This window comes from Nocardiopsis sp. NPDC050513, assembly GCF_044457925.1.
Classification (GTDB): Bacteria; Actinomycetota; Actinomycetes; order Streptosporangiales; family Streptosporangiaceae; genus Nocardiopsis.
In genome coordinates this window covers 19,340-42,577 of record NZ_JBITHK010000013.1, presented here as the reverse complement: position 1 = coordinate 42,577, position 23,238 = coordinate 19,340, and the positions used below count along the sequence as shown (strand labels likewise).

General features: G+C 70.5%; 26 protein-coding genes and 1 pseudogene. 18 read left to right on the top strand and 9 right to left on the bottom strand.

All coding sequences use genetic code 11. The features are described from left to right. The first annotated feature begins 143 nt into the window (after window positions 1-143). The 11 genes from ACIBFB_RS21485 to ACIBFB_RS21435 all read left to right on the top strand — a co-directional run bounded on the left by ACIBFB_RS21485 (window position 144) and on the right by ACIBFB_RS21435 (window position 10,659). Entirely contained in the window at window positions 144-545 is a 402-nt protein-coding gene (locus ACIBFB_RS21485; protein ID WP_397232797.1) for a hypothetical protein, read from the top strand. Window positions 546-689: 144 nt separating this feature from the next. Further along, window positions 690-1,229: an NADPH-dependent FMN reductase gene (locus tag ACIBFB_RS21480; RefSeq protein ID WP_397232795.1), complete on the top strand. Its 540-nt coding sequence runs from the start codon at window positions 690-692 to the stop codon at window positions 1,227-1,229. An 88-nt stretch (window positions 1,230-1,317) separates the two neighbouring features. Beyond that, window positions 1,318-1,830, top strand: coding sequence for a flavin reductase family protein (locus ACIBFB_RS21475; protein WP_397232793.1), 513 nt, complete (start codon window positions 1,318-1,320; stop codon window positions 1,828-1,830). Next, window positions 1,827-2,627, top strand: a complete 801-nt coding sequence (locus tag ACIBFB_RS21470) for an ABC transporter ATP-binding protein (protein WP_397232791.1) — start codon at window positions 1,827-1,829, stop codon at window positions 2,625-2,627. The genes ACIBFB_RS21475 and ACIBFB_RS21470 overlap by 4 nt, the downstream gene beginning before the upstream one ends. A gap of 14 nt (window positions 2,628-2,641) precedes the next feature. Then, window positions 2,642-3,505, top strand: a complete 864-nt coding sequence (locus ACIBFB_RS21465) for an ABC transporter permease (RefSeq protein WP_397232789.1) — start codon at window positions 2,642-2,644, stop codon at window positions 3,503-3,505. 14 nt (window positions 3,506-3,519) lie between these two features. After that, on the top strand, window positions 3,520-4,638 hold the full coding sequence (locus ACIBFB_RS21460; protein WP_397233061.1) for an ABC transporter substrate-binding protein: 1,119 nt from the start codon (window positions 3,520-3,522) through the stop codon (window positions 4,636-4,638). A gap of 31 nt (window positions 4,639-4,669) precedes the next feature. Further along, a complete protein-coding gene (locus ACIBFB_RS21455) occupies window positions 4,670-5,755 on the top strand; it encodes an LLM class flavin-dependent oxidoreductase (protein ID WP_397232787.1) in 1,086 nt (361 codons plus the stop codon). Window positions 5,756-6,238: 483 nt separating this feature from the next. After that, complete coding sequence (locus ACIBFB_RS21450) at window positions 6,239-7,348, top strand: ABC transporter substrate-binding protein (protein WP_397232785.1); 1,110 nt, start codon at window positions 6,239-6,241, stop codon at window positions 7,346-7,348. Between the two features lie 159 nt (window positions 7,349-7,507). Continuing rightward, entirely contained in the window at window positions 7,508-7,846 is a 339-nt protein-coding gene (locus ACIBFB_RS21445; RefSeq protein ID WP_397232783.1) for a hypothetical protein, read from the top strand. Continuing rightward, the gene (locus ACIBFB_RS21440) at window positions 7,843-8,193 is read left to right on the top strand and encodes a DUF6507 family protein (protein WP_397232781.1); all 351 of its coding nucleotides are present in this window, start codon (window positions 7,843-7,845) and stop codon (window positions 8,191-8,193) included. Before ACIBFB_RS21445 ends, ACIBFB_RS21440 begins: the two co-directional genes overlap by 4 nt. Before the next feature lie 27 nt (window positions 8,194-8,220). Continuing rightward, window positions 8,221-10,659 carry a hypothetical protein gene (locus ACIBFB_RS21435; protein WP_397232779.1) on the top strand — a complete coding sequence of 813 codons (2,439 nt, stop codon included), beginning with the start codon at window positions 8,221-8,223 and terminating at the stop codon, window positions 10,657-10,659. Between the two features lie 326 nt (window positions 10,660-10,985). Here ACIBFB_RS21435 and ACIBFB_RS21430 read toward each other — a convergent pair whose 3' ends face one another. Beyond that, window positions 10,986-12,362, bottom strand: coding sequence for a DUF6177 family protein (locus tag ACIBFB_RS21430; protein ID WP_397232776.1), 1,377 nt, complete (start codon window positions 12,360-12,362; stop codon window positions 10,986-10,988). 138 nt (window positions 12,363-12,500) lie between these two features. Between ACIBFB_RS21430 and ACIBFB_RS21425 the strand changes: the two genes are divergently transcribed. Continuing rightward, window positions 12,501-12,842 carry a DUF5713 family protein gene (locus ACIBFB_RS21425; RefSeq protein WP_397232774.1) on the top strand — a complete coding sequence of 114 codons (342 nt, stop codon included), beginning with the start codon at window positions 12,501-12,503 and terminating at the stop codon, window positions 12,840-12,842. A gap of 112 nt (window positions 12,843-12,954) precedes the next feature. On the opposite strand, the gene ACIBFB_RS21420 is transcribed toward ACIBFB_RS21425, so the two are convergent. Both ACIBFB_RS21420 and ACIBFB_RS21415 read right to left on the bottom strand, forming a co-directional pair. Then, window positions 12,955-13,905 (bottom strand): fatty acid desaturase family protein, encoded by a 951-nt coding sequence (locus tag ACIBFB_RS21420; protein ID WP_397233059.1) that lies wholly within the window; start codon window positions 13,903-13,905, stop codon window positions 12,955-12,957. Between the two features lie 305 nt (window positions 13,906-14,210). After that, window positions 14,211-15,098, bottom strand: a complete 888-nt coding sequence (locus tag ACIBFB_RS21415; RefSeq protein ID WP_397232772.1) for an alpha/beta fold hydrolase — start codon at window positions 15,096-15,098, stop codon at window positions 14,211-14,213. Window positions 15,099-15,841: 743 nt separating this feature from the next. On the opposite strand from ACIBFB_RS21415, the gene nhaA reads away from it, so the two are divergent. The 3 genes from nhaA (at window position 15,842) to ACIBFB_RS21400 (ending at window position 18,801) form a co-directional block, all read left to right on the top strand. Beyond that, a complete protein-coding gene (gene nhaA, locus ACIBFB_RS21410) occupies window positions 15,842-17,116 on the top strand; it encodes a Na+/H+ antiporter NhaA (RefSeq protein ID WP_397232770.1) in 1,275 nt (424 codons plus the stop codon). A gap of 256 nt (window positions 17,117-17,372) precedes the next feature. Beyond that, on the top strand, window positions 17,373-18,071 hold the full coding sequence (locus ACIBFB_RS21405; RefSeq protein WP_397232768.1) for an NADPH-dependent F420 reductase: 699 nt from the start codon (window positions 17,373-17,375) through the stop codon (window positions 18,069-18,071). Window positions 18,072-18,204: 133 nt separating this feature from the next. Continuing rightward, on the top strand, window positions 18,205-18,801 hold the full coding sequence (locus ACIBFB_RS21400) for a TetR/AcrR family transcriptional regulator (RefSeq protein WP_397232766.1): 597 nt from the start codon (window positions 18,205-18,207) through the stop codon (window positions 18,799-18,801). Here ACIBFB_RS21400 and ACIBFB_RS21395 read toward each other — a convergent pair. Then, window positions 18,767-19,339 (bottom strand): GNAT family N-acetyltransferase, encoded by a 573-nt coding sequence (locus ACIBFB_RS21395; protein WP_397232764.1) that lies wholly within the window; start codon window positions 19,337-19,339, stop codon window positions 18,767-18,769. The two genes, ACIBFB_RS21400 and ACIBFB_RS21395, sit on opposite strands and share 35 nt — an antisense overlap. A 50-nt stretch (window positions 19,340-19,389) precedes the next feature. Here ACIBFB_RS21395 and ACIBFB_RS21390 point away from each other — a divergent pair, with 50 nt between their 5' ends. After that, window positions 19,390-19,995, top strand: a complete 606-nt coding sequence (locus tag ACIBFB_RS21390) for a TetR/AcrR family transcriptional regulator (RefSeq protein WP_397232762.1) — start codon at window positions 19,390-19,392, stop codon at window positions 19,993-19,995. Window positions 19,996-20,044: 49 nt separating this feature from the next. Here the strand turns inward: ACIBFB_RS21390 and ACIBFB_RS21385 are convergent. The 3 genes and pseudogenes from ACIBFB_RS21385 to ACIBFB_RS21375 form a co-directional block, all read right to left on the bottom strand. Beyond that, a pseudogene (locus ACIBFB_RS21385) lies at window positions 20,045-20,674 on the bottom strand (protein-L-isoaspartate(D-aspartate) O-methyltransferase); the annotation flags it as partial. Window positions 20,675-20,725: 51 nt separating this feature from the next. Next, window positions 20,726-20,929, bottom strand: a complete 204-nt coding sequence (locus ACIBFB_RS21380) for a hypothetical protein (RefSeq protein ID WP_397232760.1) — start codon at window positions 20,927-20,929, stop codon at window positions 20,726-20,728. A 4-nt stretch (window positions 20,930-20,933) separates the two neighbouring features. Continuing rightward, the gene (locus ACIBFB_RS21375; RefSeq protein WP_397232758.1) at window positions 20,934-21,134 is read right to left on the bottom strand and encodes a hypothetical protein; all 201 of its coding nucleotides are present in this window, start codon (window positions 21,132-21,134) and stop codon (window positions 20,934-20,936) included. A 77-nt stretch (window positions 21,135-21,211) separates the two neighbouring features. On the opposite strand from ACIBFB_RS21375, the gene ACIBFB_RS21370 reads away from it, so the two are divergent. Continuing rightward, window positions 21,212-21,985: a helix-turn-helix domain-containing protein gene (locus ACIBFB_RS21370; protein ID WP_397232756.1), complete on the top strand. Its 774-nt coding sequence runs from the start codon at window positions 21,212-21,214 to the stop codon at window positions 21,983-21,985. Then, window positions 21,982-22,149: a DUF397 domain-containing protein gene (locus ACIBFB_RS21365; RefSeq protein ID WP_397232754.1), complete on the top strand. Its 168-nt coding sequence runs from the start codon at window positions 21,982-21,984 to the stop codon at window positions 22,147-22,149. Before ACIBFB_RS21370 ends, ACIBFB_RS21365 begins: the two co-directional genes overlap by 4 nt. A gap of 54 nt (window positions 22,150-22,203) precedes the next feature. Here the strand turns inward: ACIBFB_RS21365 and ACIBFB_RS21360 are convergent, their stop codons facing one another. Continuing rightward, window positions 22,204-22,647: an ATP-binding protein gene (locus ACIBFB_RS21360; RefSeq protein WP_397232752.1), complete on the bottom strand. Its 444-nt coding sequence runs from the start codon at window positions 22,645-22,647 to the stop codon at window positions 22,204-22,206. Continuing rightward, window positions 22,644-23,033 (bottom strand): hypothetical protein, encoded by a 390-nt coding sequence (locus ACIBFB_RS21355; RefSeq protein ID WP_397232750.1) that lies wholly within the window; start codon window positions 23,031-23,033, stop codon window positions 22,644-22,646. Before ACIBFB_RS21355 ends, ACIBFB_RS21360 begins: the two co-directional genes overlap by 4 nt. Window positions 23,034-23,238 lie beyond the last annotated feature (205 nt).

The window sequence follows — 23,238 nt, the reverse complement described above, 5'->3', positions numbered from 1 at the left end:
GTCACGCGACTCTGCGCGACGAGACGAGACGAAGTCCCGGGAAATTCTCGCCGAGAGTGAGCACAAAGGCACAAGCCCAGTGCCTTACGGGTTCCCGTGCATTATCGTCTCGTCACATGGGGCACACACCGAGACATGCGCTGATGGACACCAAGGACCGTACAGGTCCCCCCGAACCACACGCGACACTGTCCGCCTACTTCGGAACGCCGCTCGCCCCCCGGGAGTTCACCCTCCCGGGCGGCGTCAGAGTCGGCGTGGACTGCGCGGACGACACCCCCACGACCGTGCTCGGGCAGTGTTACATCCACTGGGGACAGCTCAAGTCGAACCAGCGCAACAAGGTCATCGCCGACGCCTTCAAGCTCGCCTGGCTCCGGGACACCGGGTTCCCCGACGCACGGGCCGTCCTGGCGCTGAGCACGCCCTTCACCCGCCTGCTGGGACGCGGCGCCTGGCTGCCCGCGGCCCTCGCCGCCCACCGGATCGAGGTCCTCCTGGTGGACGAGGGCCAGAACGTGCAGCGTATGGATATCGTCCCGTGACCACTTCTTCACAATTCATCCATTTTTCGTCCCTAGCTTTGACGGGTCAACGATCTCCGCGGGCCGTCGACGATCCTGCTTCCGCCCGCTCTCCGTCGAAGTCTCCGGTTCCCCGCCGGAGGAGTCTTGTCTGGAGGGTGTCCCGTGGGCTCATCCCATGTGGTAGCGCTGGTAGGTAATCCCCGATCGGGCTCTCGCACCGCCCGCGCCGCGGAGCACCTCGCCCGTCTGCTCTCGGGCGCGGTTCGGGCCGACGCGCCGGTCACGACCGTCGACCTGTCGACCTACGGCCCGGCCGTGCTCGACCCCCGCGCCGCCGACGTCGACTCCGCCGTCGACACCGTCCGGTCCGCCGACCTGCTCGTCGTGGCCAGCCCCGTCTACAAGGGAACGTTCACCGGCCTGCTCAAGTCCTTCCTGGACCGCATGCCCCCCGAGGCGCTGCGCGGCACCGTCTGCGTGCCCCTCATGGTCGGCGCGTCCGACGCGCACTCGTCCGCCCCCGAGGCGTCCCTGCGCCCGGTCCTGGTCGAGCTGTCCGCCATCTGCCCCACCCCCGCGCTCTACCTCAAGGAGGCCGTGCTCGGGGAGCTGGGCAGTGACACCGACCCCGCGCTGCGCTGGTACGACCGGCACGCGCGGACGCTCTCCTCGGTCATCGACGCACTCCCGGTACGCACGTGATCCGGCAGACTCCACCGTCCCCCGGCTCGGCCGCCGCCCCCTTCTCCGCGGCGGCCGAGCGCACGTGTCCGTCCCCTGAGGAGCAGGCTTGACCTTTCCCGAACCCAGCCCGCACGCCGCCGACGTGCACAGCGACCCCGCCGCCTTCCGCGACGGTCTCGCCCGCATGGCCACGTCCGTCTGCGTGATCACCACCGAGGTCGAGTCCGGCCGCCACGGCTTCACCGCCAACAGCGTCGTCTCGGTGTCCTCCGACCCGCCGCTGATCGGGGCCTTCCTCGCGACCACCGCCGAGTGCCACGACGCGTTCGTCCACGCGCGCACCCTCGCCGTGAACGTCCTGTCCGACGGGCAGGAACACCTCTCCACCCTCTTCGCCACCCGGGGAGCCGACAAGTTCGGCTCGGCCGAGTTCGCCCGCGGCGACCTGGGCGCCCCGGTCCTGCCCGGCGCGGCCGTCATCCTGGAAGGCAGCGTGCACGCACGGCACTCCGCGGGGGACCACACGATGTTCCTCGTCGACGTCGCCCGTGTCCGCGCCGGGAACACCGCCCCCCTCGTCTACCAGGGCCGCCGCTTCCGAAGGTTGGCCGCCGCGTGACCAGAGAACGCATCGAGGTCCGCGGGCTCACCAAGACCTACGAGGGCGGCGACCCGCACCGGCCCACCCTCGACCGCATCGACCTCGACGTCCCCCGGGGGCAGTTCGTCAGCCTCATCGGCCCCAGCGGCTGCGGCAAGTCCACCCTCGTGCGCGTCATCGCCGGGTTGGAGGACTACGACGAGGGCTCCGTGACGGTCTTCGACGCCACGCCCCGCCAGATGTGCGCGGCCAAGGCCGTCGGCTTCGTCCCCCAGACCCCCGCGCTCCTGCCGTGGCTGAACGTGCGGCGCAACGTGTCCCTGCCCGCCCGGGTGAACCGCAGGGCGGGCAAGGGCAACGAGCACCCGGACGAGCTGCTGAGGATGGTCGGGCTGGAGGACGCCGCCCGCAAGTACCCGTACGAGCTGTCCGGCGGCATGCGGCAGCGGGTCGCCATCGCGCGCGCCTTCGGTACGCGCCCCGACCTGCTGCTCATGGACGAACCCTTCTCCGCGCTGGACGAGTTCACCCGCGAGGCGCTCCAGTGGCACCTGCTGCGCCTGTGGGAGCACATGTCGACGACGGTCCTGTTCGTCACCCACTCGGTCCGGGAGGCGGTCACGCTCTCCGACCGGATCGTGGTCATGTCCGCCCGCCCGGGCCGCGTGCACGAGGTGATCCCCGTCGACCTCCCCCGACCGCGCGGCGACGAGGTGACCGGTCCCGAGGGGCGCGCCCTGGAGGACCGCGTCCGCGCCTCGCTGCTCGGCGCCTGGGAGAGCGGCGCCGCCCCCGACGACCTGATCCCGCAGTGACGGGAGGAGAGAACGTGGCCACCGTCAGCACAGCGGCGGGCGTCGACCCCCGCCCCGCGTCCGAGAGTCCGCCCGGCTCCCGGAGGCCCAGGAGGCGTCGCGCGCGCCGGTCCCCGTTGTCCCCGCGCGTGTGGCTGCCCACCGTCGTCGCGGTCGCGCTGGTCGGCGCGGGGTGGTCGTGGGTCGCCGCCGAGCACCCCTACGTCCTGCCCACGCTCTCCGAGGTCGGCGAGACGCTGGTCTCCGACCCGGTGCTCTTCGTGGAGAACGCCTGGTCCACGCTCCAGATCGCGCTGCTCGGCGTGGCCTGGGGCGCGGGGACGGCGTTCGTCCTGGCGCTGCTGATGTCGGAGATCCCCGTCCTGCGCCGGGCGATCATGCCGCTCGCCGTCGTCCTGAACGTGACCCCGGTCGTCGCCCTGGCGCCCGCCCTGGTGGTGGCGTTCGGGTTCGGGATGACCCCCAAGGTCATCGTCACGGCGATCGTCACCGTCTTCCCCGTCCTGATCAACGTCACCACCGGACTGCGCTCGGTCCCGGGTCCGCCGCTGCACGTGTTCAGGACCCTGCACGCCTCCCGGCTGGAGGTGCTGCTCAAGCTGCGCCTGCCCAGCAGCCTCCCCTACGCCCTGGCCGCGCTCCGTGTGGTCCTCCCGCTGTCCATCGTGGGCGCGGTCGTCGCCGAGTTCGTCGCGGCCGGGTCCTCCAGCGGTCTCGGGACGATGATCCGCAACGCGGCGGCCAACGCCCAGCTGCCCCATGTGTACGCGGCCATCACCTGCCTGGCGACGATGGGCGTGCTCATGCTCGCCGTCACCACCCTCCTCGAACGCAGACTCCTGTTCTGGCACGAGTCTCAACAGAGAAATCCCTCATGATCGGAGCTGTCCGCATGTCCACCCCCATCGACTCTCCCCGGCCCCGGTACCTACGCGCGGCGGCCTCGGCGGCGGCGGCATCCGCCGTCCTGCTGGTCTCGGCGTGCGGCGGGGGGCAGGAGGACGAGGCGCCCGCGGCCGCGACCATCATCGACGACGAGCGGTGCGCGACCAACGAGGCCGCCGGCACGGTCACCTACATCACCGGCTACCAGTACCAGGCCTCGGTGAGCATCCTGGAGGCCATCGCCGCCGACGCGCTCGGCTACTTCGACGCGGTCTGCCTCGACGTCGAGATCCAGCCCGGCACCGGCGACACGATCGGCAACGCCCAGTTCGTCGCCGCGGGCACCGCGCAGTTCACCTCGCTGGGCAACGAGGCCGAGATCCTCCAGGCGAACGCGTCGGACATCGGCGTCATGGGCATCGCCACCTACGGGCACGTGCCCATCGCGACGCTGCTCACCGGCACGGACGTCGAGGAGCTCGGCGACCTGGAGGGCGCCACGCTCGGGCACAAGGGCATGCTGCCCGCCCCCCTGGAGGCCATGCTGGTCGCCGAGGACGTGGACCTCGACGAGGTCGAGCAGGTCGAGGTCGGCTACGACCCCAGCGTCCTGCCGCGCGACCAGGTCCAGGCGCTGACCGCGTTCCGCTCCAACGAGCCGTTCCTCCTGGAGGGCATGGGCGAGGAGTTCACCGAGTGGCGGCCCGAGGAGTTCGGCGTGGCCGGCTCCTTCGGCGTCATGGCGACCTCGCCGGAGTTCGCCGAGGAGAACCCGACCGTCGTCGAGGACTTCCTGCGGGCGCTGTCGCGTGCCTTCGAGTACTGCGTGGAGAGCGAGAACGGTGAGGAGTGCGTCGGGTACGCGGCCGAGCTGAGCGAATCGGGCTACGACGTCGAGCACAACCTCCGGGTCTGGCAGACCGAGAGCGACCTGGCCACGGGCACGACCCGGGAGAACGCCCCGGTCGGGTACATCGACCTCGACGCGACCGAGGCCGAGGGCCAGACGCTCGTGGACGCGGGGCAGCTCGAGGAGCTGCCGGAGCTGGAGCCCCTCTTCGAGCCGAGCTACCTGGAGGGCGTCCACACCAACGGCGAGGTGACCTGGCCCGCCGAGGGGCAGTGAGAGCACGGAAGCGACCAAGGAGTCTGAAGGAATGACTGAACCAGGCGTGACGGCGCCGACGGAGTACGGTCTCTTCCTGCCGATCGGCAACGGCGGGTGGATCATCTCCGAGACCGCTCCGCACCCCGAGGCGAGCTACGAGTACAACCGGCGCTCCGCCGTCCTGGCGGAGGAGAACGGTTTCGACTTCATCATGTCGATGGGCAAGTGGCGCGGCTACGACGGCGCCACCGACCACTGGGGCCGGACCCTGGAGTCCATGACCATGATGTCCGGGCTCGCCGAGGCCACGGAGCGGGTGAAGGTGTGGTCGACCGTCCACACCAACCTGTTCCACCCCGCCCTGACCGCGAAGATGTTCACCACCCTCCAGGAGATCAGCGGCGGCAGGGCCGGGCTGAACATCGTGGTCGGCTCCTACGTGGACGAGTTCGCGCAGATGGGCCTGTGGCGCGAGGAACTGTCGCACGCCGACCGGTACCGGTTCACCGAGGAGTGGACCACGCTGGTCAAGCGGTTGTGGACCGAGGACTCGGTGACCTTCGACGGTGAGTTCCACCGCCTGGAGGACTGCCGGTCGCGTCCGCACCCCGACCCGGTGCCGACGCTGATCAGCGCGGGCCGTTCCGAGACCGGCCTGGACTTCCAGGCGCGGCACTGCGACGGGTCGTTCCTGACCGCGTCGACCCTGGAGGGCCTGCGCGACGCCAGCCGCGACGTGCGCGGGCGCGCGGAGGCGCTGGGTCGGCGGATCAGGACGTACTCGATGCTGACCGTCGTGATGGACGAGACCGACGCCGCCGCCGAGGACCGCCGTGCGGAGTACGGGCGGGGCGCGGACATCGACGCGATCGTCAACATGAAGCGCTCGTGGGGTCTGCCCGCGGACAAGGCGCTCTCGCTCACCGCGGAGAAGCCGGAGGACGAGGCGTTCCAGACGCCGTTCGTCGTCGGCTCGCCGGACACGGTCACCGAGCGGATCCAGGAGATCGTCGGGTTCGCCGAACTGGACGGGTTGATGCTGATCTTCCCGGACTACCACGCGGATCTGGCGGCGTTCGGCGAGGCGGTCATGCCGCGCCTTCGCCCCGACGTCGTCACGGCCACGAGCCGCTGACCGGCACCGTTCCCCGCCCCCGTACCGGGGCGCGGGGAGCCGGGGCCGCCGTCATCCCACGGCGGCCCCGCCCTCGACACCTCGTGACGAGCGCCACATGACAGTGGGTGACGATCGAGCGCGTACTCCCACGTAGCCTTCGCCCACAGTGACTAGCGTGTCGCACCCCCTATACCACAGGGGTTTGAGTCCACTAAAGTCCTGATTCATGCGGCACACTACCCACGCTGAGCAGGCACGCACCTCGGGCTGACCACCACAGCCACCCCCCTTTTCGTTACCGTCCGTACACATGGTGGCCGTGTCCGACCGTCCGAGCGTCGGCACCCCCACCTTCCCCAGCCCCTGGGCCCCTGCGGGTCGACGCGAGCCCCGTCCGTTACGGCACGCGATCGGCCACACACTCCGAAGCACGGCCTGTCGTGTGCCGCGCCTGTTTCCGCCCCGGGGGCATGTGCCCCCGACACGAAGGAGTCACCGGCCATGTCCACCCCCCACCCCCCTGCCCCACGGCGACGGTCGCGCGTCGGCTCCGCGGCCGCGGTCTCGGTCCTGTTCCTGAGCACCGCGTGCGGCGGCGCCCAGGAGGACGAGGAGCCCGGGTCGGCCGCCGTCATCAACGAGGAGCGGTGCGCGACCAACGAGGCCGCGGGCACGGTCACCTACCTCACCGGTTACCGGTACCAGGCCTCGGTGAGCATCCTGGAGGCCGTCGCGGCCGACGCGCTCGGCTACTTCGACGACGTGTGCCTCGACATCGAGATCGTTCCTGGCACCGGCGACACCTTCGGCAACGCCGCGGCGGTGGAGAGCGGCGAGGCGGAGTTCACCTCGATGGGCAACGAGGGAGAGATCCTCCAGGCCTTTGAGCAGGGCATCGACGTGATCGGTGTCGCCACCTACGGGCACGTGCCGATCGCGACGCTGCTGACCGGCCCGGACGTGGAACAGCTCAGCGACCTGGAGGGCGTCACCCTCGGGCACAAGGGCGCCCTGCCGCCGCCCATCGCGGCCATGCTCGTCTCCCAGGGCGTGGACCTGGAGTCCATCGAGCAGGTGCAGGTCGGCTACGACCCCTCCGTCCTGGTCGACGAGGAGGTCGACGCGCTGACGGCGTACCGGTCCAACGAGCCGTTCCTGCTGGACGACATGGACGCGCGGTTCATCGAATGGCTGCCCGGCCAGTACGGCGTGGTCGGGTCCTTCGGTGTGATGGCCACCGACGCCGAGTACGCGGAGGCCAACCCGACGGTCGTCGAGGACTTCCTGCGGGCGCTCTCCTACGCGTTCGAGTACTGCCGGGACCACGTCACCGAGTGCGTGGAGTTCGCGGCGGCCCTGGAGGACGAGCAGGAGTACGACGTCGAGCACAACGCGCGCATCTGGCAGGAGGAGTACGAGCTGGTCAGCACCTACACGGTGGAGGGCGACCCGCTCGGCAGCATCGACCTCATCCGCACGGAGGACGAGGCGACCGTCCTGGTGGAGAACGGCCAGCTGGAGGAGATCCCCGAGCTGGAGCCGCGGTTCGAGCCCCGTTTCCTGGAGTCGGTCCACCCGGCCGGCGAGGTGAGCTGGCCCCGCGGGGAGTAGCCGCCCCGCACGGGCCCGACACACAGGAAGCCGCTACCCGGGAGGGTGGCGGCTTTCTGTGTAGGCGTACTCAGTCCGTTTGTCCCCCGTGTCGGCATAATGCACGAGATAGGGCGGTACGAGCGGTACCCGTCCCAGGGTCGGCGCGGGAGGCGGGAGATGAAGTTCGAGCTGGTGGAGCCCCCGGATTGGTCGGACACCCCGTCGACCGACGCACGCCAGCCAGCCCGCGGGCACACGGAGCCCGGGGCGACAGGGAACGTGGTCCCCGTCACGTCCCTGGACCGCATGCGCGACCGTTCGGACGACCACGCGAAGGCGATCTCCCAGGCCATCGCCGCGATCCAGCCCTCCCTGACGCGGATGAACGCCCGCATCGCCGAGGTCGGGCGCGAACTGGCCGACACCGGCCACACGGGCGACGACCCGCCGGACGGCTTCCGCCCGGACCGCTTCTCTCCCCGACGAACCCGCATCGCGCCCCAGGAGTCCCCATGAGCGGATGGAACATCGACGCCCCCGGGGTCGGCGGCGTCCTGAACGCGGTCCTCACCCACCTCGGCGACGGCGAGGGCAGCGGTCTGGACGGGACCGTCGGCAGGGTCCAGGAGGGGATCGTCGACGCCGCCGCCAGTGCCGTCAGCGCGCCCGTGGAAGCCGAGCTCTTCAACCTCCTCGAACACGTGGGCGCACTGTCCGGGGAGATGTTCGCCCGCGCCGGATCCGCGTTGGAGGGCTGCGCGAACGCGGTGGACGCCTATCTCGTCGGCAACCACGAGATGGCCGAGGAGGCCCAGCGCAACGCCGGTCGGATCGACGAGTCGGACCTGCCGCCGAACGTGTGACCCCGCCCCCCTTGACTTGGAGCCCCCGTGCCTCCCGTTGACGTCAGCCAGCCCAGTCCCGACGCCAGGTTCCAGCAGCCCATCGACCCGGACCCGCTGACGCTCGTCTACCCCCCGGCGATCCCCATCCCCGGAACCACTCCCGAGTCCCTCCAGGCCGCCGCGGCCGACATCGGCGCCGCGGCCTCGGAGATCTCGCAGGGCGCGAACGACATCAGGAGCACGTGGCAGGGGCTGCAACCGCACTACTCAGCCCCCGAGGCCGAGGACCTGTTCGCCGTCATGGATCCCGTCGCCGCGAAGGGGGACACGATCCAGGACGACCTGGCGGACGCGGTCAGCGCCCTGGAGGAGTTCGCCGAGGCCGCCGAGACCGCCAAGAGCCAGCTCAGGGAGCTCAGGGACAGCGCGTGGGGGTTCTACGAGGAGAACAAGGACGACGAGTTCTGGCACCTCAATCCGTGGAAACTCGGTGAGAACAGGGCGCTGAAGCTCGCCGTGAACCGGGTGTGGGCCAGATTCCAGGAAGCCGAACGCGACTGCGCCAACCGGATCGTCGCCGTGTACGGCGGCGACACCACCTACACGGCGGCGAGCGCGGGGGAGCCCGGGGCGAACGAGATCGTCCACGGCATCGATCCGGACGACATCCCCGACACCGACTACGACCTGACGTCGTTCGAGGACTGGCAGCGGGTGTGGGAGGACGCGAACCACATCGCCCGCGACTCCGCCAAGCCTTGGCCCCTGGACTGGGCCGCCGACGCCTACTACGCGAACTGGGACAACTTCGGCGGCGGGATGGTCTGGGACACGGCGGTGGGCGCGGTCGCCGCGACCGGGCTGTGGCGCGCGGGCAGCGGATGGGCCGAGACGCCCGGCGAGGCGTTGGACAACGCGGTCCAGCACCAGGAGGAGCGGCTCCAGGGGCTGGGCGCGCTGGCGGGGGTCTACGGCGAGGACGGGTGGATGAACCCGTTCTCCGGTCCCGACGCGGGGACCTGGGACGGCGACATGTGGCGGGAGAACGCCGGTGCGGCGTGGACCGAGGTCGCACACGAGTTCCTCCCGTGGCGGGAGTGGGACGACCGCCCCGCGTACACGGTGTACACGGGCGCGGGCAACCTCGCGCTGACCGTGGTGGCCTTCCCGGTCCGGGGCGGAACGATCCTGGCCCGGCTGGGCAGCGGCGACTTCCTCGACGGTGGCCGCGTGCCCGACGACCTGTCGCCGGGGGACATGCCCACCCACTGGGAGAACGGTGCGGCGGGCCGGGTCGACTTCGACCTGTCCGAGCACCTCGCGCCCGACGGTGGGGGTCACGCGGGGGCGACGTCGATCGACGAGCTGCTCCGGGGCCTGAGCACGGACTTCGAGGCCCGGTTCGGGGGTCCCGGCGGCGGCGCCCCGCACGGGGACCGCCACCACGACGGCGCAGCGTCGGAATCGCCGTCCCCGGAGATTCGCTCACCCGCCACGACGGGAGACCGGACGGACACCGCGGACCCGTCCTCGGAACGGGTGGAGGACGACGAGCGGATCGAGCGCCAGGCGGGCGAACTCGTCACCGAGGTCGATGCGCGGTACCGCGACGAACTCAACGGTAGTCAGGGTGAAAGTAACGCCCGCACCCCCGATCACGCATCTTCCAAACCGGATACCACTCACGAGATAGATCGGATTGGCGCCAAGACCCCCACAAGCCACACTGACAACTACGGACATCGCACTGACCCAAGCCAGTCGCCACAAAGCCAAGGAGACGTTCACCAAGACGAACCCGACACAGGGGACCTGGAAACAGCCCGGGAAGACACTCCAGAATCTCTGGATCCCTCGCATGACGGCCCATGGGAAGAATCCCTCGACAATCGGCAGGACTTCCCCTACAGCATCCCTGAAGACATGCCAGCCGATCTGGCTTCAGAGGTAAGCGACACCGTTTCCCTCCTGGAATCGGTACACAGGTTTCCAGAGAATATGCGCACAGTCAGATTCGAAACCGGGCCATTGCCTCCCGGAGTTCTCGGTAGATATGAGATGCGAACGCGAACGATCACATTTGACCCTGCCGCACCCAGGCTCCGCGAGAACTTGATCCATGAGATCGGCCACGCACTCGATCATTTGGCCTCTCCGAACCCTGGCGTCGCGTCAGCCGTGCCCAAGACGACACAGATGCGGGACTGGCGCAGGGCCGTGGTGGAGTCCTGGTCGTATCACCGACTGGACGCTGAGCCGAGCACCAGGTACCAGAGCTACTTGTTGCGCAACACCGAGATGTGGGCCCGCTCCTACACCCAGTGGGTTGCCGAACGTTCGGGGGACGCCCGACTGCGGGACGAGCTCCGACAGCATCTTTCGGGACCAGCGCCGAGCAGGTATCGTCAGTGGGAAGACGAGGAGTTCCAGCCGATCGCAGAGGCGATTGACAAGGTAATCGAAGAAGATTGGGGACTGCAGTGATTGCTATCGTCAACGACCCGGAGAACTACACCCTCGATGAACTGGTCCAGATGTACATGGACGAAGGATTCGACGAGGAGAGCGCTCACGTTTATGCAGACATCCTAAAGAACCCCATCGAGGAAGAGACCAACTAACTCCGAAGACTGGTGAAAACGATATCAAAGGCGACCCAGACTACCTTGGCGACCGCATCCGAGATCGTCGAATCCACCAGCAACGAAGCCTTCGGAATGAATCTGGGAAACTTTACTCGCACCGGGGAAAACATTCCTGAATGACTTCGGGTGGAGATGCGACGAACCGAGTGTGAGGCCTGAGGACCGTCACCCTCCAGCCGCCCCCAGGTAGTTCAACTGCGCCCGCACCAGGTCCATCGCGCGTCGGGCCTCCGACACTCCGCCGGGAACGGGGCACCAGACGGCCCGGTGCTCCCCCTCTCCCAACAGTGTGCCTGCCATGGGCCCCGCGACTGCCCCCTCCTCCCCGACCCGGCCCACCCCGTCCGGGCCGAGGGCCATGCCCACCGGGACGGCCAGCCCGTGCCAACGGGGCCCGTACGTGAGGTCGGCACGCCCGCGCATCCGGCGCACCTGGAGCACGCCCAGCAGATCCCGGGCGGCGAGCGCCTCCACCAGTCCGGGCAGCGCGTCGGTCGGCAGGTCGGCCTCGTCCTCGAAGCCCACCACCATGGAGACCCGCTCCGTGGCCCGCTCCCCGTCCCACGCCACACGCACACTCCCCGCGCACGGGTGTCCGACCCCCTGGGGCCCGGAGAAGTGCGCCACCGTCGGTCTGGGCACGCGGTGCCGCGCCAGCCGGATCAGGCGCTCCGGCTCCCACGCCGCGAGCGCGGGCTCGTGCGGTCCCCACCCGGCGGGTGAGCACCCGGCCAGATGTTCCGTGACCGCCTCGGCAGCCTGCCCCAGGGGCGGCGCGAACTCCTCCTGGTGGCGCACCGACAGGTCCAGGACGAGCTGAGCCCCCAGCGGCGCGTCGTCGAGGAACCCCTCCGGCGGCGCCGCCGACTCCTCACCCCGCACGGGCACGTAGCCGTGCTCGTCATCCCAGCGCAGGGGAAGCCCGCTGACTCCGTCGAAGCGGGTGCCGTCCTCCGCGCGCACGACCCACCTGGCCATCGACGACGTGACCAGCGTGCGCAGGGCGTGGGTGAGCCGCGCCGAGGGCGGCGTGAGGACCTGGAGCCCCGTGCCCCGGGCCCAGGACACCGCGTCGGAGATCCACGAGGAGAGCGGGACGACGTCGCGGTCCTGGGCGATCACGACCGCCTCGGCCGCCGTGCGTTCGGCCGCCGGGTGCCCGGTCTCCTCCCACTCGGAGAAATCCGCAGGGCCCGACGTCCACACGGTGCCGCCGGATCTCAGGACCAGGAGGTCGGCGACGCGGTGCGCCGCCTCCCGCCCCTGGTCGTCCGGTCGGGCCCGTACCTCCACCCACCAGCACGGATCCGGCAGACCGATGGCCGCGTCCGGGCCGAGCAGACGGGCGACCTCGTCCCGTGCCTCCACCAGCTGCGCGCGCTCGACGGAGGCCAGGACGCGCCGGTCCGCGTCGCGGATCTGGAGGATCCCGCCGTCGTGCAGGGGACGGACCCAGAGGTCGGGGCCCGCGTCGTTCAGGGCGTGCGCGATCAACCGCAGGTCGGGGTCCCTCGCCGACAACGCCACGACGTCATAACTCACCGGTTCTCTCCCCGCGTCGGTCGGTCACGTCCCGCCGGGAAGCATAGACACGACGCGCACGGGCAGGTCTTTCGACCGTCCTGTCGGAGGCGGGGGCCAGAGTGGGGCCGACGGCACCGGACGAAGGCGGGGAACCACATGGCGATCACGAACGAGCGGATGGCGGGACACGAGTTCCTCCGGGCGATGTACGCGGACGGCTGCTATCCGGACCACGTGGTGGACCAGGGCAGGGACATCCTGGTGCGCCTGTGCGAACGGATCGAGGCGGAGCGGCCCGCGGACCTGGCGGCGCTGTACGCGCTCACGCACGCCGCGACGGACGGGTTCAACGCCTTGGAGGCGGAGTTCGAGGCCGCGGGCAGCGAGATCGAGACCGTCGCGCGCGAGGCGATCGCCGAGGAGTTCTGGCTCGTGGCGTCGGCCTACGGGTTCGCGGGCGCCGACGTGGAGGAACTGATCGCCACCCGGGAGTGGTGACGGCGACCGGCCGTTCGCGGGTGGGTCGCCGCGACGGCCGACACGGCGGAGGTGCCCCCGACCGGGCGGCCACCGGCCGAGCCGTCCCCGGCCGACGGCCGCGTCCGATCCCTCACCTCCTCCGCCGTTCGCGGAGCGGGGCGCCCGCCGCGTGCATGTGGGCGAGCGCCTCGACGTGTGAGCGCACGAAACCCGTCTCGTGGTACGGCACGCCGATCCGCTCGCAGTACCCGCGCACGATGGGTTGGGCCCGCCGCAGGTGGGGGCCGGGCATGCTCGGGAACAGGTGGTGCTCGATCTGGTAGTTGAGTCCGCCCAGGGCGATGTCGGTGAACCACCCGCCGCGGACGTTGCGCGAGGTCAGCACCTGCTTGCGCAGGAAGTCGAGCTTCTCGCCCCTCTTCAGCGTGGGCATGCCCTTGTGGTTGGGGGCGAAGATGCAGCCCAGGTAGACGCCGAACAGGCCTTGGTGGACCGCGACGAACGCCAGCGCCTGGAGCGGTTCCAGCACGGTGAGCACCGCCGCGAGGTAGAGCACGAAGTGGGCGCCGAGCAGGGCGCCCTCCAGGAGACGGTGTCTGGTGCTGGAACGGAACAGCGCGCGCACACTGCCCACGTGCAGGTTGATGCCCTCCAACGTGAGGAGCGGGTAGAAGAGGAACGCCTGCCACCGGCCGAGGAACGCGGGTAGCCCCCTGGCAGCCCGCGCCTGGTCCTGTGACCACACCAGGAGTTCGGGTTGGACGTCGGGATCGAGCTCCTCGTGGTTGGGGTTGGCGTGGTGACGGGTGTGCTTGTCCTGCCACCAGCCGTACCCGAGACCGATGCCGAGGTTGCCGACGATGCGGCCGACGAACTCGCTGGGGCCGCGCCGCCGGAGGATCTGGCGGTGCGCGAGTTCATGGGAGACCAGGCCGACCTGGCCGAACACCGCCGCCATCGCCACCGCCGTGGCGAGCTGCCACCACGAGTCGCCGACGAGGACGAACACCGCCCACGCACCGGCGTAGGCCAGACCGATCAGCGCCAGCCGCACCCCGAAGTACACGGGGGTGCGGTCCATGAGCCCCGCGGCCTGGATGAGCCTGGACAGTTCGGCGAAGTCGCTGCCGCCGGGGCTCCGGGGCTCCGGGGCGCTGCGCGCACTGGTGAGGGGCATGGGAGGTCTCCCTGGGGTGAGGGTGCCGCGTGTCCCACGACGCTAGGCGGGTACCGACGACCGCCGCCATGGCGCTCACAGGTGGATGTCCAGGGGTGCGTGCACCCGTGCGCCGCCGCCTCCGGGCGCCTCGTACCGGCGAGTCACCCACTCCCCGGTGTCCCGGACCCGGTGGCGCCGCCCGACGGGTCCGCCGCGTCCGGGGGCCGTCAGTCGAGCTCGCGCAGGAGTTCGGCGACGCGTTCGGGCCTCTCGTGCAGGGCGAGGTGCCCGGCCCCCTCCAGCACGCGCACGTCCGCGTCGAGCAGGCGGCGGGCGGGCCCGTGCAGCCTGGCCGGGGAGAAGAAGGTGTCGTCGGACCCCGTGGTCACGAGCCGGGGGACGTCCGACCACGGCCGCAGGCACTCCATGGTCAGCGGCCCGGGGGCGAGGCTGGTCCGACAGTGCCGTGCGACCAGGGTCATCCACGGAGCCAGCGGGTGCACGCCCGCGCTGACGTGCTCGGGTCCGCTCATGGAGTTGAGCAGCCGGGTGCTCTTGCTGTCACGCGGCCCGATCATCCACGGCAGCACCGCTCGCATCACCTCGGGGGTCATCCCGGCCGCGGTGAGCCCCGCGGGACACACGAGCATCAGTGCCTTGGTGAACGCGGACGGTTTGGCGGCCAGGGCGATCGCCGCGCCCAGCGAGTGCCCCAGGACGATCACCGGCTCGTCGGTCAGCTGGGGCAGCACCTCGTCCAGCCAGGCTCCGTAGGCGGCGGTGCGCGGCGACCGGGGACGGACGCCGCAACTGAGACCGGGCTGGCCGGGGACGTCGACGGAGATGACGGTCCGGTCGCGGGCCAGGACGCGCAGCGGTTCGACGGAGCTGGCCGTGTTGAAGTTGGTGCCGTTCAGGACCACGACGGGGGTGCCCGTGTCGGCCGCCCCCGCCGACGCGCGGAACGCCCGCGTGGTGCCGAGCTCGGAGGTGACCACGGGGAGCGGAACGAGGCCGGTCCACCCGGAGATCTCGTCCTCACACCAGCTGCGCACGGTCCGCGCACCTGATTCGGATCGGTAGACGTGCGCGCCACGCACGTGGGAGTCGAGCATCAGCCGCCTGGTTTCCAGATAGGGGTGTTCAACGCCGACCAGTCTTCCCGGCACTCCATCTTCGGACTGTACGCGGGTGACGCGTGTCACGCCAGACCCGTCGCGTCCGGCGGCACCGGCCCTGGCGCCCGGGTCGCGGAGGCGGATCACGCCGCTCGGCCCGACCACCCATGCTAACCGTGGACCCCCGGTGACCAGGGATCGCGCATCGCGACCCCCGTCTCCCCGGACGCACGGAGCACGAATGGGACGCGCGTCACATTTCTCGTCTCCGGAACACGAACATCAAAGCGCCGCATTCGGGTAGGAGTTCCCGTCGTCGGCGCAATCCCGCCGCGCACACCCCGAGGGAGCGCACGCCAGTGGTGGACGTCACCGAGGAACCCCCGGGCCGCTCGCCCGAATCATTGACATATGATGCCTGGTGCCTGTTATCGCAGGACCTGAAGTCCACCGTGTAGCCAGCGGGACTCCAGGCAGGGACACGACTGGGCCGACAACCAACCAACCCGTTGGTCCCAGTCACCGGCGGTGGTCCCCACCGCCGCGCTCCCCGCCTGCCCGACGGCTGCGCGACCGCCCGTGCGCCTGCCCGACCGGATCGGGACCAGCGCGGACACATGCCCTCTGGGCTGGACATCCACCCACGGGTCCGTGAACATGGGCGGGGCGCCGAGCGCCAGAGGTGTGCCGGGAAGACTGGTCGGCGAGTCCCTGTCGAGTCACGTCCTGGAGCGTCGCACATGAGCATCGACCCGATCGAGCACCCGACTCCCTCGAGCCCACTGCTCAGCCGTTTCGCGGACACTCTGCGCAGCGACAGCGTCGGCGGCTTCATCCTCATCGGCGCGGCCCTGCTGGCGCTCCTGTGGATCAACTCGCCGTTCGGCGAGGCCTACGAACACCTGCGCGAGATCCGGTTCGGCCCCGAGTCGCTCCACCTGAACCTCACCCTGGAGACGTGGGCGGCGGACGGACTCCTCGCGATCTTCTTCTTCGTCGTCGGCAACGAGCTCAAACAGGAGTTCGTCAACGGCGAACTACGCAACCCGCGGCGCGCCATGCTGCCGATCATCGCCGCCGTCTGCGGCATGGTCGTCCCCGCCGCGATCTACGCCGCGGTCAACTTCTCCACGCCGGAGACCATGTCGGGCTGGGGCATCCCGATGGCCACGGACATCGCCTTCGCCGTGGCGATCCTCGCCGTCATCGGCCGCTGGCTGCCCCCGGCGCTGCGCACCTTCCTGCTGACCCTGGCGATCGTGGACGACCTGGGCGCCGTCATCGTCATCGCCGTCTTCTACACCGCCGAGATCCACTTCGGCTCCCTGGCCCTGTCCGGCGTCGGCCTCGCGGTGTTCTGGTACCTCCAGCGCGGCAAGGGCCTGGCCGCCAAGCTCAACGCCTCCGTGATCCCGAACTGGCTCGTCTACGTCCCGCTGGCCGTGGTCATCTGGGTCCTCATGCACGAGAGCGGCGTCCACGCCACGATCGCCGGCGTGGCCATGGGTCTGCTCATGCGCACCTCCAAGCGGCCCGGTGAGCACCACGACCCGAGCCACGGTGTCGAGCAGCTGCTGCGCCCCTGGTCCGCGGGTCTGGCGCTGCCGATCTTCGCCTTCTTCTCCGCCGGCGTCGCCTTCGACAGCATGGGCGCCGTGTTCACCGACCGCGCCGCGCTGGGCATCATCCTCGGCCTCGTGGTCGGCAAGGTGGTCGGCATCGTCGGCGGCTCCTGGGTCATGACCAAGCTGACCGCCGCCGAGCTCAACCCCAGCCTCAGGTGGATCGACCTCATCGGCATGTCGCAGCTCGCGGGGATCGGCTTCACCGTGTCCCTGCTCATCACGGAACTGTCCTTCGCGAGCTCGCCCGAGCACCTCACCCACGCCAAGTCGGGCGTGCTCATCGCGTCGCTCATCGCGACCGTGCTCGCCGTGGTCATCCTGGGCGCCCGCAACCGGCACTACCGCGCCCAGGCCGCGATCTCCCCGTCGGAGGCCGGGAAGAGCTCCTGACCCCGCTCTCCTGACAGACGACGGGACGGCCCCGCCACCTTCCGGGTGGCGGGGCCGTCGGCCGTCCGGGGCCGTTCGGGACCGGACGGGGCCTGGTCCCCGCTCCCCCGCCGCCCGCGGCGCACGGCGGGTCCGCGCGGTGCGACGGGACCGTCCCGCCTTCTATGAAATACCGAGCCACTCGGTTTTGTTTTAGGAGAGTGCCGGGCGCAGAACCGCGCCCGGCCCCAGACCCCCCGAAAGGACTCCGCCTCCCATGCGCTACGCAGTTCTCGGCACCGGCACCGTCGGCCGGACCATCGCCGGAAAGCTCGCCTCGCTGGGCCACGAGGTCGCCGTCGGCACCCGCGCCCCCGAGGCCACCCGAGCCCGCACCGAGCCCGACGCCCACGGCAACCCGCCCCTCACCCAGTGGCTGGCCGAGCGGCCGGGGGTGCGGCTGCTGCCCTTCGCGGGCGCCGCCGCCTTCGGTGAGGCGCTGGTGAACACCACCTCGGGCACCGCCTCGCTCGCGGCGCTCGCGGCCGCCGGGCGCGACCACCTCGCGGGCAAGATCCTGATGGACATCGCCAACCCGCTGGACTTCTCCGCCGGGATGCCGCCGTCCCTCGACCCGGTCAACACCGACAGCCTCGGCGAGCAGATCCAGCGCGCCTTCCCCGAGACGAAGGTCGTCAAGACCCTCAACACCATGACCGCCCTGGTCATGGTCGAGCCGTCCCGCGTGCCCGGCCCGCACCACGTCTTCGTCTCCGGCGACGACGCCGACGCCAAGGAGTTCGTCACCGGGCGCCTGGTCGAGTTCGGCTGGCCCGGGGAGAGCGTGATCGACCTCGGCGACATCACCACCGCCCGCGGCACCGAGATGCTTCTGCCGCTCTGGCTCCGCCTGTGGGGCGCGCTGGGCCACGCTGACTTCAACTTCCACGTCCAGGGCGCCCCCACCGGCGCCTGACCCGAGAACCGGGTGGCCCGGGCACCGGGGCGGCGCCGAGCCCCGGCGCCCGGCCCGCCCCGGTGGCCGGGGAGGTCCGCGACACGGAACCCGGACCGAACCGCTCGGTCCGGTGGACCCCTATCCTTCGGCAATGCGCGAAACAACCACAGGCAAAGGCGCCGGACGGCCCCGGTCCGCGGAGAAGGACGAGGCCATCCTGCGCGCGGCCCTGGAACTGCTGGCGTCCCACGGCTACACCCGCATGAGCCTGAGCCAGGTGGCCGCCGCGGCCCAGGTCAGCAAGTCCACCATCCACCTGCGCTGGAGGACGAAGGCGGACCTGGTCACCGCGGCGCTGGAGGCCATGCGCATGGTGGACGCGCCGCCCGCGAGCGGGGACACGCGGGCCGACCTCGTGGCGATCCTGCGGGACTTCGCGGCGACGGTGGAGCGAGTACGCGGCATGGCCCTCATCGGCACCTGCCTCGCCGAGGAGGCGCACACCCCGGACCTGCTCGCCCTGCTGCGCGAACGCACCGTGCTGCCCCGCCGCGCCCTGCTGCGCCGGGTGCTCGAAAGGGCCCGGGACCGGGGGGAGATCCGCGACGGCGCCGACCTGGAGGCCGCCGTCTCCGCCCTCCTCGGGCCCTTCTACGCCGACTACATGGCCGGGCGCGGCGGCCGTCCCGGGTGGGCGGAGCAGGCCGTGGACCTCACACTGGCGGGACTGCGTCCGACGGGCGCGTGATCCGCCACTCCCGGGCGAGGACCGCCCAGATCTGTGTGTCGTGGCGGCTGCCGTCGTAGGACCAGCTCTCGCGCCGCACGCCCTCGAGCGTCATGCCGAGCCGTTCGGACACCGCGGCGCTCCGCTTGTTGTCGGCCCGGCAGTGCCACTCGGCCCGGTGCATCCCCCGGGTCCCGAACGCCCAGTCCAGGAGGACTCGGCACGCCTGCGTGACCAGGCCCCGGCCCTCGGCGGCCGGTTCCAGCCAGCAGCCGATCTCGCATGAGCCCGAGGACGCGTCGAAGTCCGCGAACAGCACGCCGCCGACCAGAACCCCGTCGAGCCAGATGCCGTAGAGGCCGGCCCCGTCCGCGGCCCGGCGCTCGGCGTACCGGCGCAGCGTGGCCCGTGCCCCGTCGAGGTCGTCGGTGACGAACGTCCGCCCGACCCAGGGCCGGATGTGCTCGCGGGCCCGGTCCATATGGACGGCGAACTCCTCGGCGTGCCACAGCTCCAGGGGACGGAGCTGGGCGTTGTCCCGGAGGGGGAGGGAGAACATGGCGACCCCGCATTCACATAACAGGCGTTACGGTTATGTACCGTAGCAGCATGCCACGCACCAAGGGAGACCACGAGGCCCGTCGCCGCGACGTCTCCGAGGCGGTCTGGCGGGTCCTGGCCGCGCACGGTTTCGGCGGACTGACCCTGCGCGCCGTCGCCACGGAGCTCAACGCGACCACCGGCCTGCTCACCCACTACTTCCCCACCAAGCGCGATCTGGTGACGTACGCCCTCGACCTGCTCGAACAGCGAACCGAGGCGCGGCCCCGAACCGTGGCCGGGCAGGGGCTCCCCGCCGTCAGGGCGGCCCTGCTCGACATCCTGCCGCTGACCGCCGAGGCCACCTCCAGCAACCGGATCTGGGTGTCCTCCTGGGACGCCGCGCTCGCCGACCCCGAACTGAGCGGCGACCACGCCGGGAGGTACGCGCGCAGCCGCGACAGGCTGCGCGACCTGGTCGCCACCGCCCAGCGGACCGGCGAACTGCCCCCCGGCGATCCGGCGCGCATCGCGGCCGGCGCCCAGTCCTTCGTGCTCGGCCTGGTGGTCCAGGCTCTGTTCGACCCCGCCGCGTTCCCGCCCGACCGCCAGGTCGGGCAGCTCGACGACTACCTGGCCGCCCTGGCGTCCCGGCCGCCCTCCCCTGCTCGGTGACCGATGCCCACGAGTTCGCCGGTGGGGAGGGTCGGCCACGGAGCCGTCCTCACGTCAACGGCCAGCGGGGACCGTCCGGGTTCTGGAACCACACCCACTGCTCCGAGGAGTGCGCCGTGACGCCGAAGTGCGACCAGTCCGGTTCGCCGTTGGCCATCCACCACGCGTGGGTGTCCTCCAGCACGCTCCACAATCGCCTCGGCCCGCCCTGGGACACCGTGAACCCGCCGTCGGCCGGTGCGGTGTCGACCTCCGCCCACGCCCCGTCCGCCCCCTCCAGGGCGAGGAACTCGGTGCCGTCGTCGGCGACCCTGAGCACGGTGTGTGCGTCGACCGTGGCGAGCTGGGCCACGAACGCGAACGCCGGTTCGCTCACCAGGGAGGGGTCCAGCGCACTCACACCGGACTCGCCCTCGTCGTCCACCGTCACGCGAGGGCGAGGGTTGTGGCTACGTGCGGGCATGAACCCCGCCCACTCCGGCAGGAAGCGGCCCTGTGCCCTGCCGTCGTCGCCCACCCGGAGCTTGAGCATCGCGACCCCGGTACCGCCCGCGATGTTCACCAGGACCAGCCCACCGGATGCGACCTGGTCGATCCACGCCACCGGTACGTGGGTGAAGGCCGTGGTGGAGATGATCCGATCGTGGGGAGCCCGGTCCGGGAATCCCTTGTGGCCGTCGTACTCCGCGACGACCGGGTGGTAGCCCGCCCTGCGTAGGCCACCAACGGCTTACCGGACACCGCTCGGCCCCTTCCGGTCCACGGCCACCATTCGATCGGCGGGCAGCCGGTACCAGGTACTGCCGAGCCGGACATGGACGTGTCCGAACTCGGGCGGGCGAATGTCGGTGACCACGCGCAGGTGCCCCGCGTGCATCAGCACGATGTCGTTGCGCTTGAGCCCGTCGGCTCGGCGGTTCTCCCACTGGGGCACGGCGCTACCTCCGGTGCTGCGCGGCGTGGAGACGGGATCCGAGCAGCTCCACACGGGCGGCTCGGATGACGTCGTCAGACCGGCCGGTAGAGGGGTCGGTGTGCACCGCGATGAACCCGTCTTCGGCGCGGGAGATCATCCATCCGGGATGGAGTGGGCGGAGGGCGGCGAGGGCGGTCGGCTCGGGGCTACCAGAGTTCGTCATGTAGCCCAGCTCACACCTTCGTAACGCTGTGTCGCGACCTAATGACGAGCCCGTGCAAGCTCCGTAAAGTCCATGGCATGGAGGGCAATGACTTTTGCACGACGCTCACGATCGCACGCAATAACGCGGGCCTCAGCAAAGCTCAGTTGTCCCGAAGAATCCCGTGTTCTCCTGCCTTGGTCACCAAGTGGGAGCAGGGAAAACACTTGCCCAGCTGGGACAACGTCGCGCGCCTGGACGAGGTGCTGGGTACCCGGAATCACCTGGTGCACCTGTGGCAGGTGGCGATGACGGGGTCGTTGTTGAAGCCGTGGGAGGACTCCATCCCGGAACTGGAACAGGGGTCCCACACCATCGAACTCGGCTCTCCCTGGGTAATCCCCGGCCTGCTCCAGTGCCCGGCGTACATGGCGCTCATGTTGAGGGAAGGTCGCTACCCAGAGACGGAGGCGGAGATCAAACGGGAGGTATCCGCACGTAGCGGCAGGTACGATGCGCTCGCCAAGAACGGCACACCTTGGGTGACAGCGGTGTTCCCGCTGGGTGCACTGGCCTGCCTACCCGGCGATGTTCGCCAGGATCAGGTGGAACACCTGTTGAAGCTGATCAGTGGTCGCCGGGTGGAGACTCACCTGATCCCTGACCGAACCGTGATCGGTCTGGTCTCACCGATGTCCGTCTTCCGCCTCCGTGATGGGCGGGTGATCACGGCCAGCGAGCACAACCGAGGGGTTGTCATCCACTCTGACCCAACAGGAGTAGAACGGATGACCACTCGGTTCACCCGCGTGCTGGGCTCCGCCCTACCGCCCCGCGATTCGGTGCTGAAGATGAAGGAGATGATGGCGTGAACGACTGGCACAAATCGAGCTACAGCCCGAGCGGCTCCGAGTGCGTCGAGGTCCGCGAGCACGAGTCCGGTGCCGAGGTCCGCGACACCAAACACCGCGAACACGGCTCCCTGGCCTTCGACACCGACCAGTGGGTCAAGCTGCTCGCCAGCGTCTCCCGCTGACGCCCCGGTTCCCCGTGAACGGACGCATGTCCACGGGGCACCGGTCTGGCCGGGTCAGAGCCGGTCGAGGTCGAACGCCGCCCAGACCTGGGTGGCGTAGCCCGACCACTCGGGGAAGGCGTGGAACCCCCAACTGGTCGCCAGGTTCTCGACCAGCAGCAGCCCGCGCTGCCCCTCCGCGAAATCCCACTCCTCGGCGGTCCGTTCGACGGGGACGCGCGGCCGGGTCGGCCCACCGGGGTCGCTGACGGCCACCCGCAGGGTCCGCCCGTCCAGCAGGCACATCGTGCGGATGATCTCGCCACCGGGGCGGGCGTACTTGGCGGAGTTGGCCACGAGTTCGCTGGTGACGAGTTGGACGGTGTCCACCAGGTCCGGCTCGAACCCGATCAGGTCGCGGCCGAGGTCGGCCCGGACGCGGGCGAGGTCGGAGAGCCCGCGGGAGTAGGCGCGGTAGGGCCAGTAGACACCAGGCAGGGTGATGTCGAGGGTGCTCACGCCGCCACCGCCGCACGCCGCTGAACCTGCTCGGTCCGCTGCCGCTGCCAGACGCGGACCAGGGCCGCGAGTTCGTCGAACTCCCCCGGCGTCGGCCGCACAGGGTCGGCGAGCAGGTCACCCAGGGGAACGGGCGGCGTCTGCTTCGGGATCCAGCCGTGCAGGCGGGCGGTGGCCTCGGCCTGGGCTCGGGCGGGATCGACGGCGGGGACAGGCTTCGGGACGGGAGGCGCGGTGGCCTCGACCGGGTCGGGCGCGTAGGGGCGGACCCGGGTGGAACGACGGCGGCGGGCGGCGGGGGCCGCGTGACGGCCGCGTGCGGGGGTGAACAGCGCCTTCAGGTACATCCCGAGCAGGGCGAAGAAGGCCGCGCTATAATCGCGCATGCTGGCAATTCCTTTGCGTTAAAGGGTTGAGGTTGCTGGCCACGACCCCGGACGTTCTTCAATCGTCGCGGGGTCTTCCGTGTATGAAGTTGGGTGTTCGACAGCAGAATAGGGGGGCGGGAGGAGCGGTGGGGGACTTTCCGCGAAGTTCTTCGGAGAAAGCTCACCAGGAGGGGTGTCATCCCAGCTCAGAGCCATCAGAATA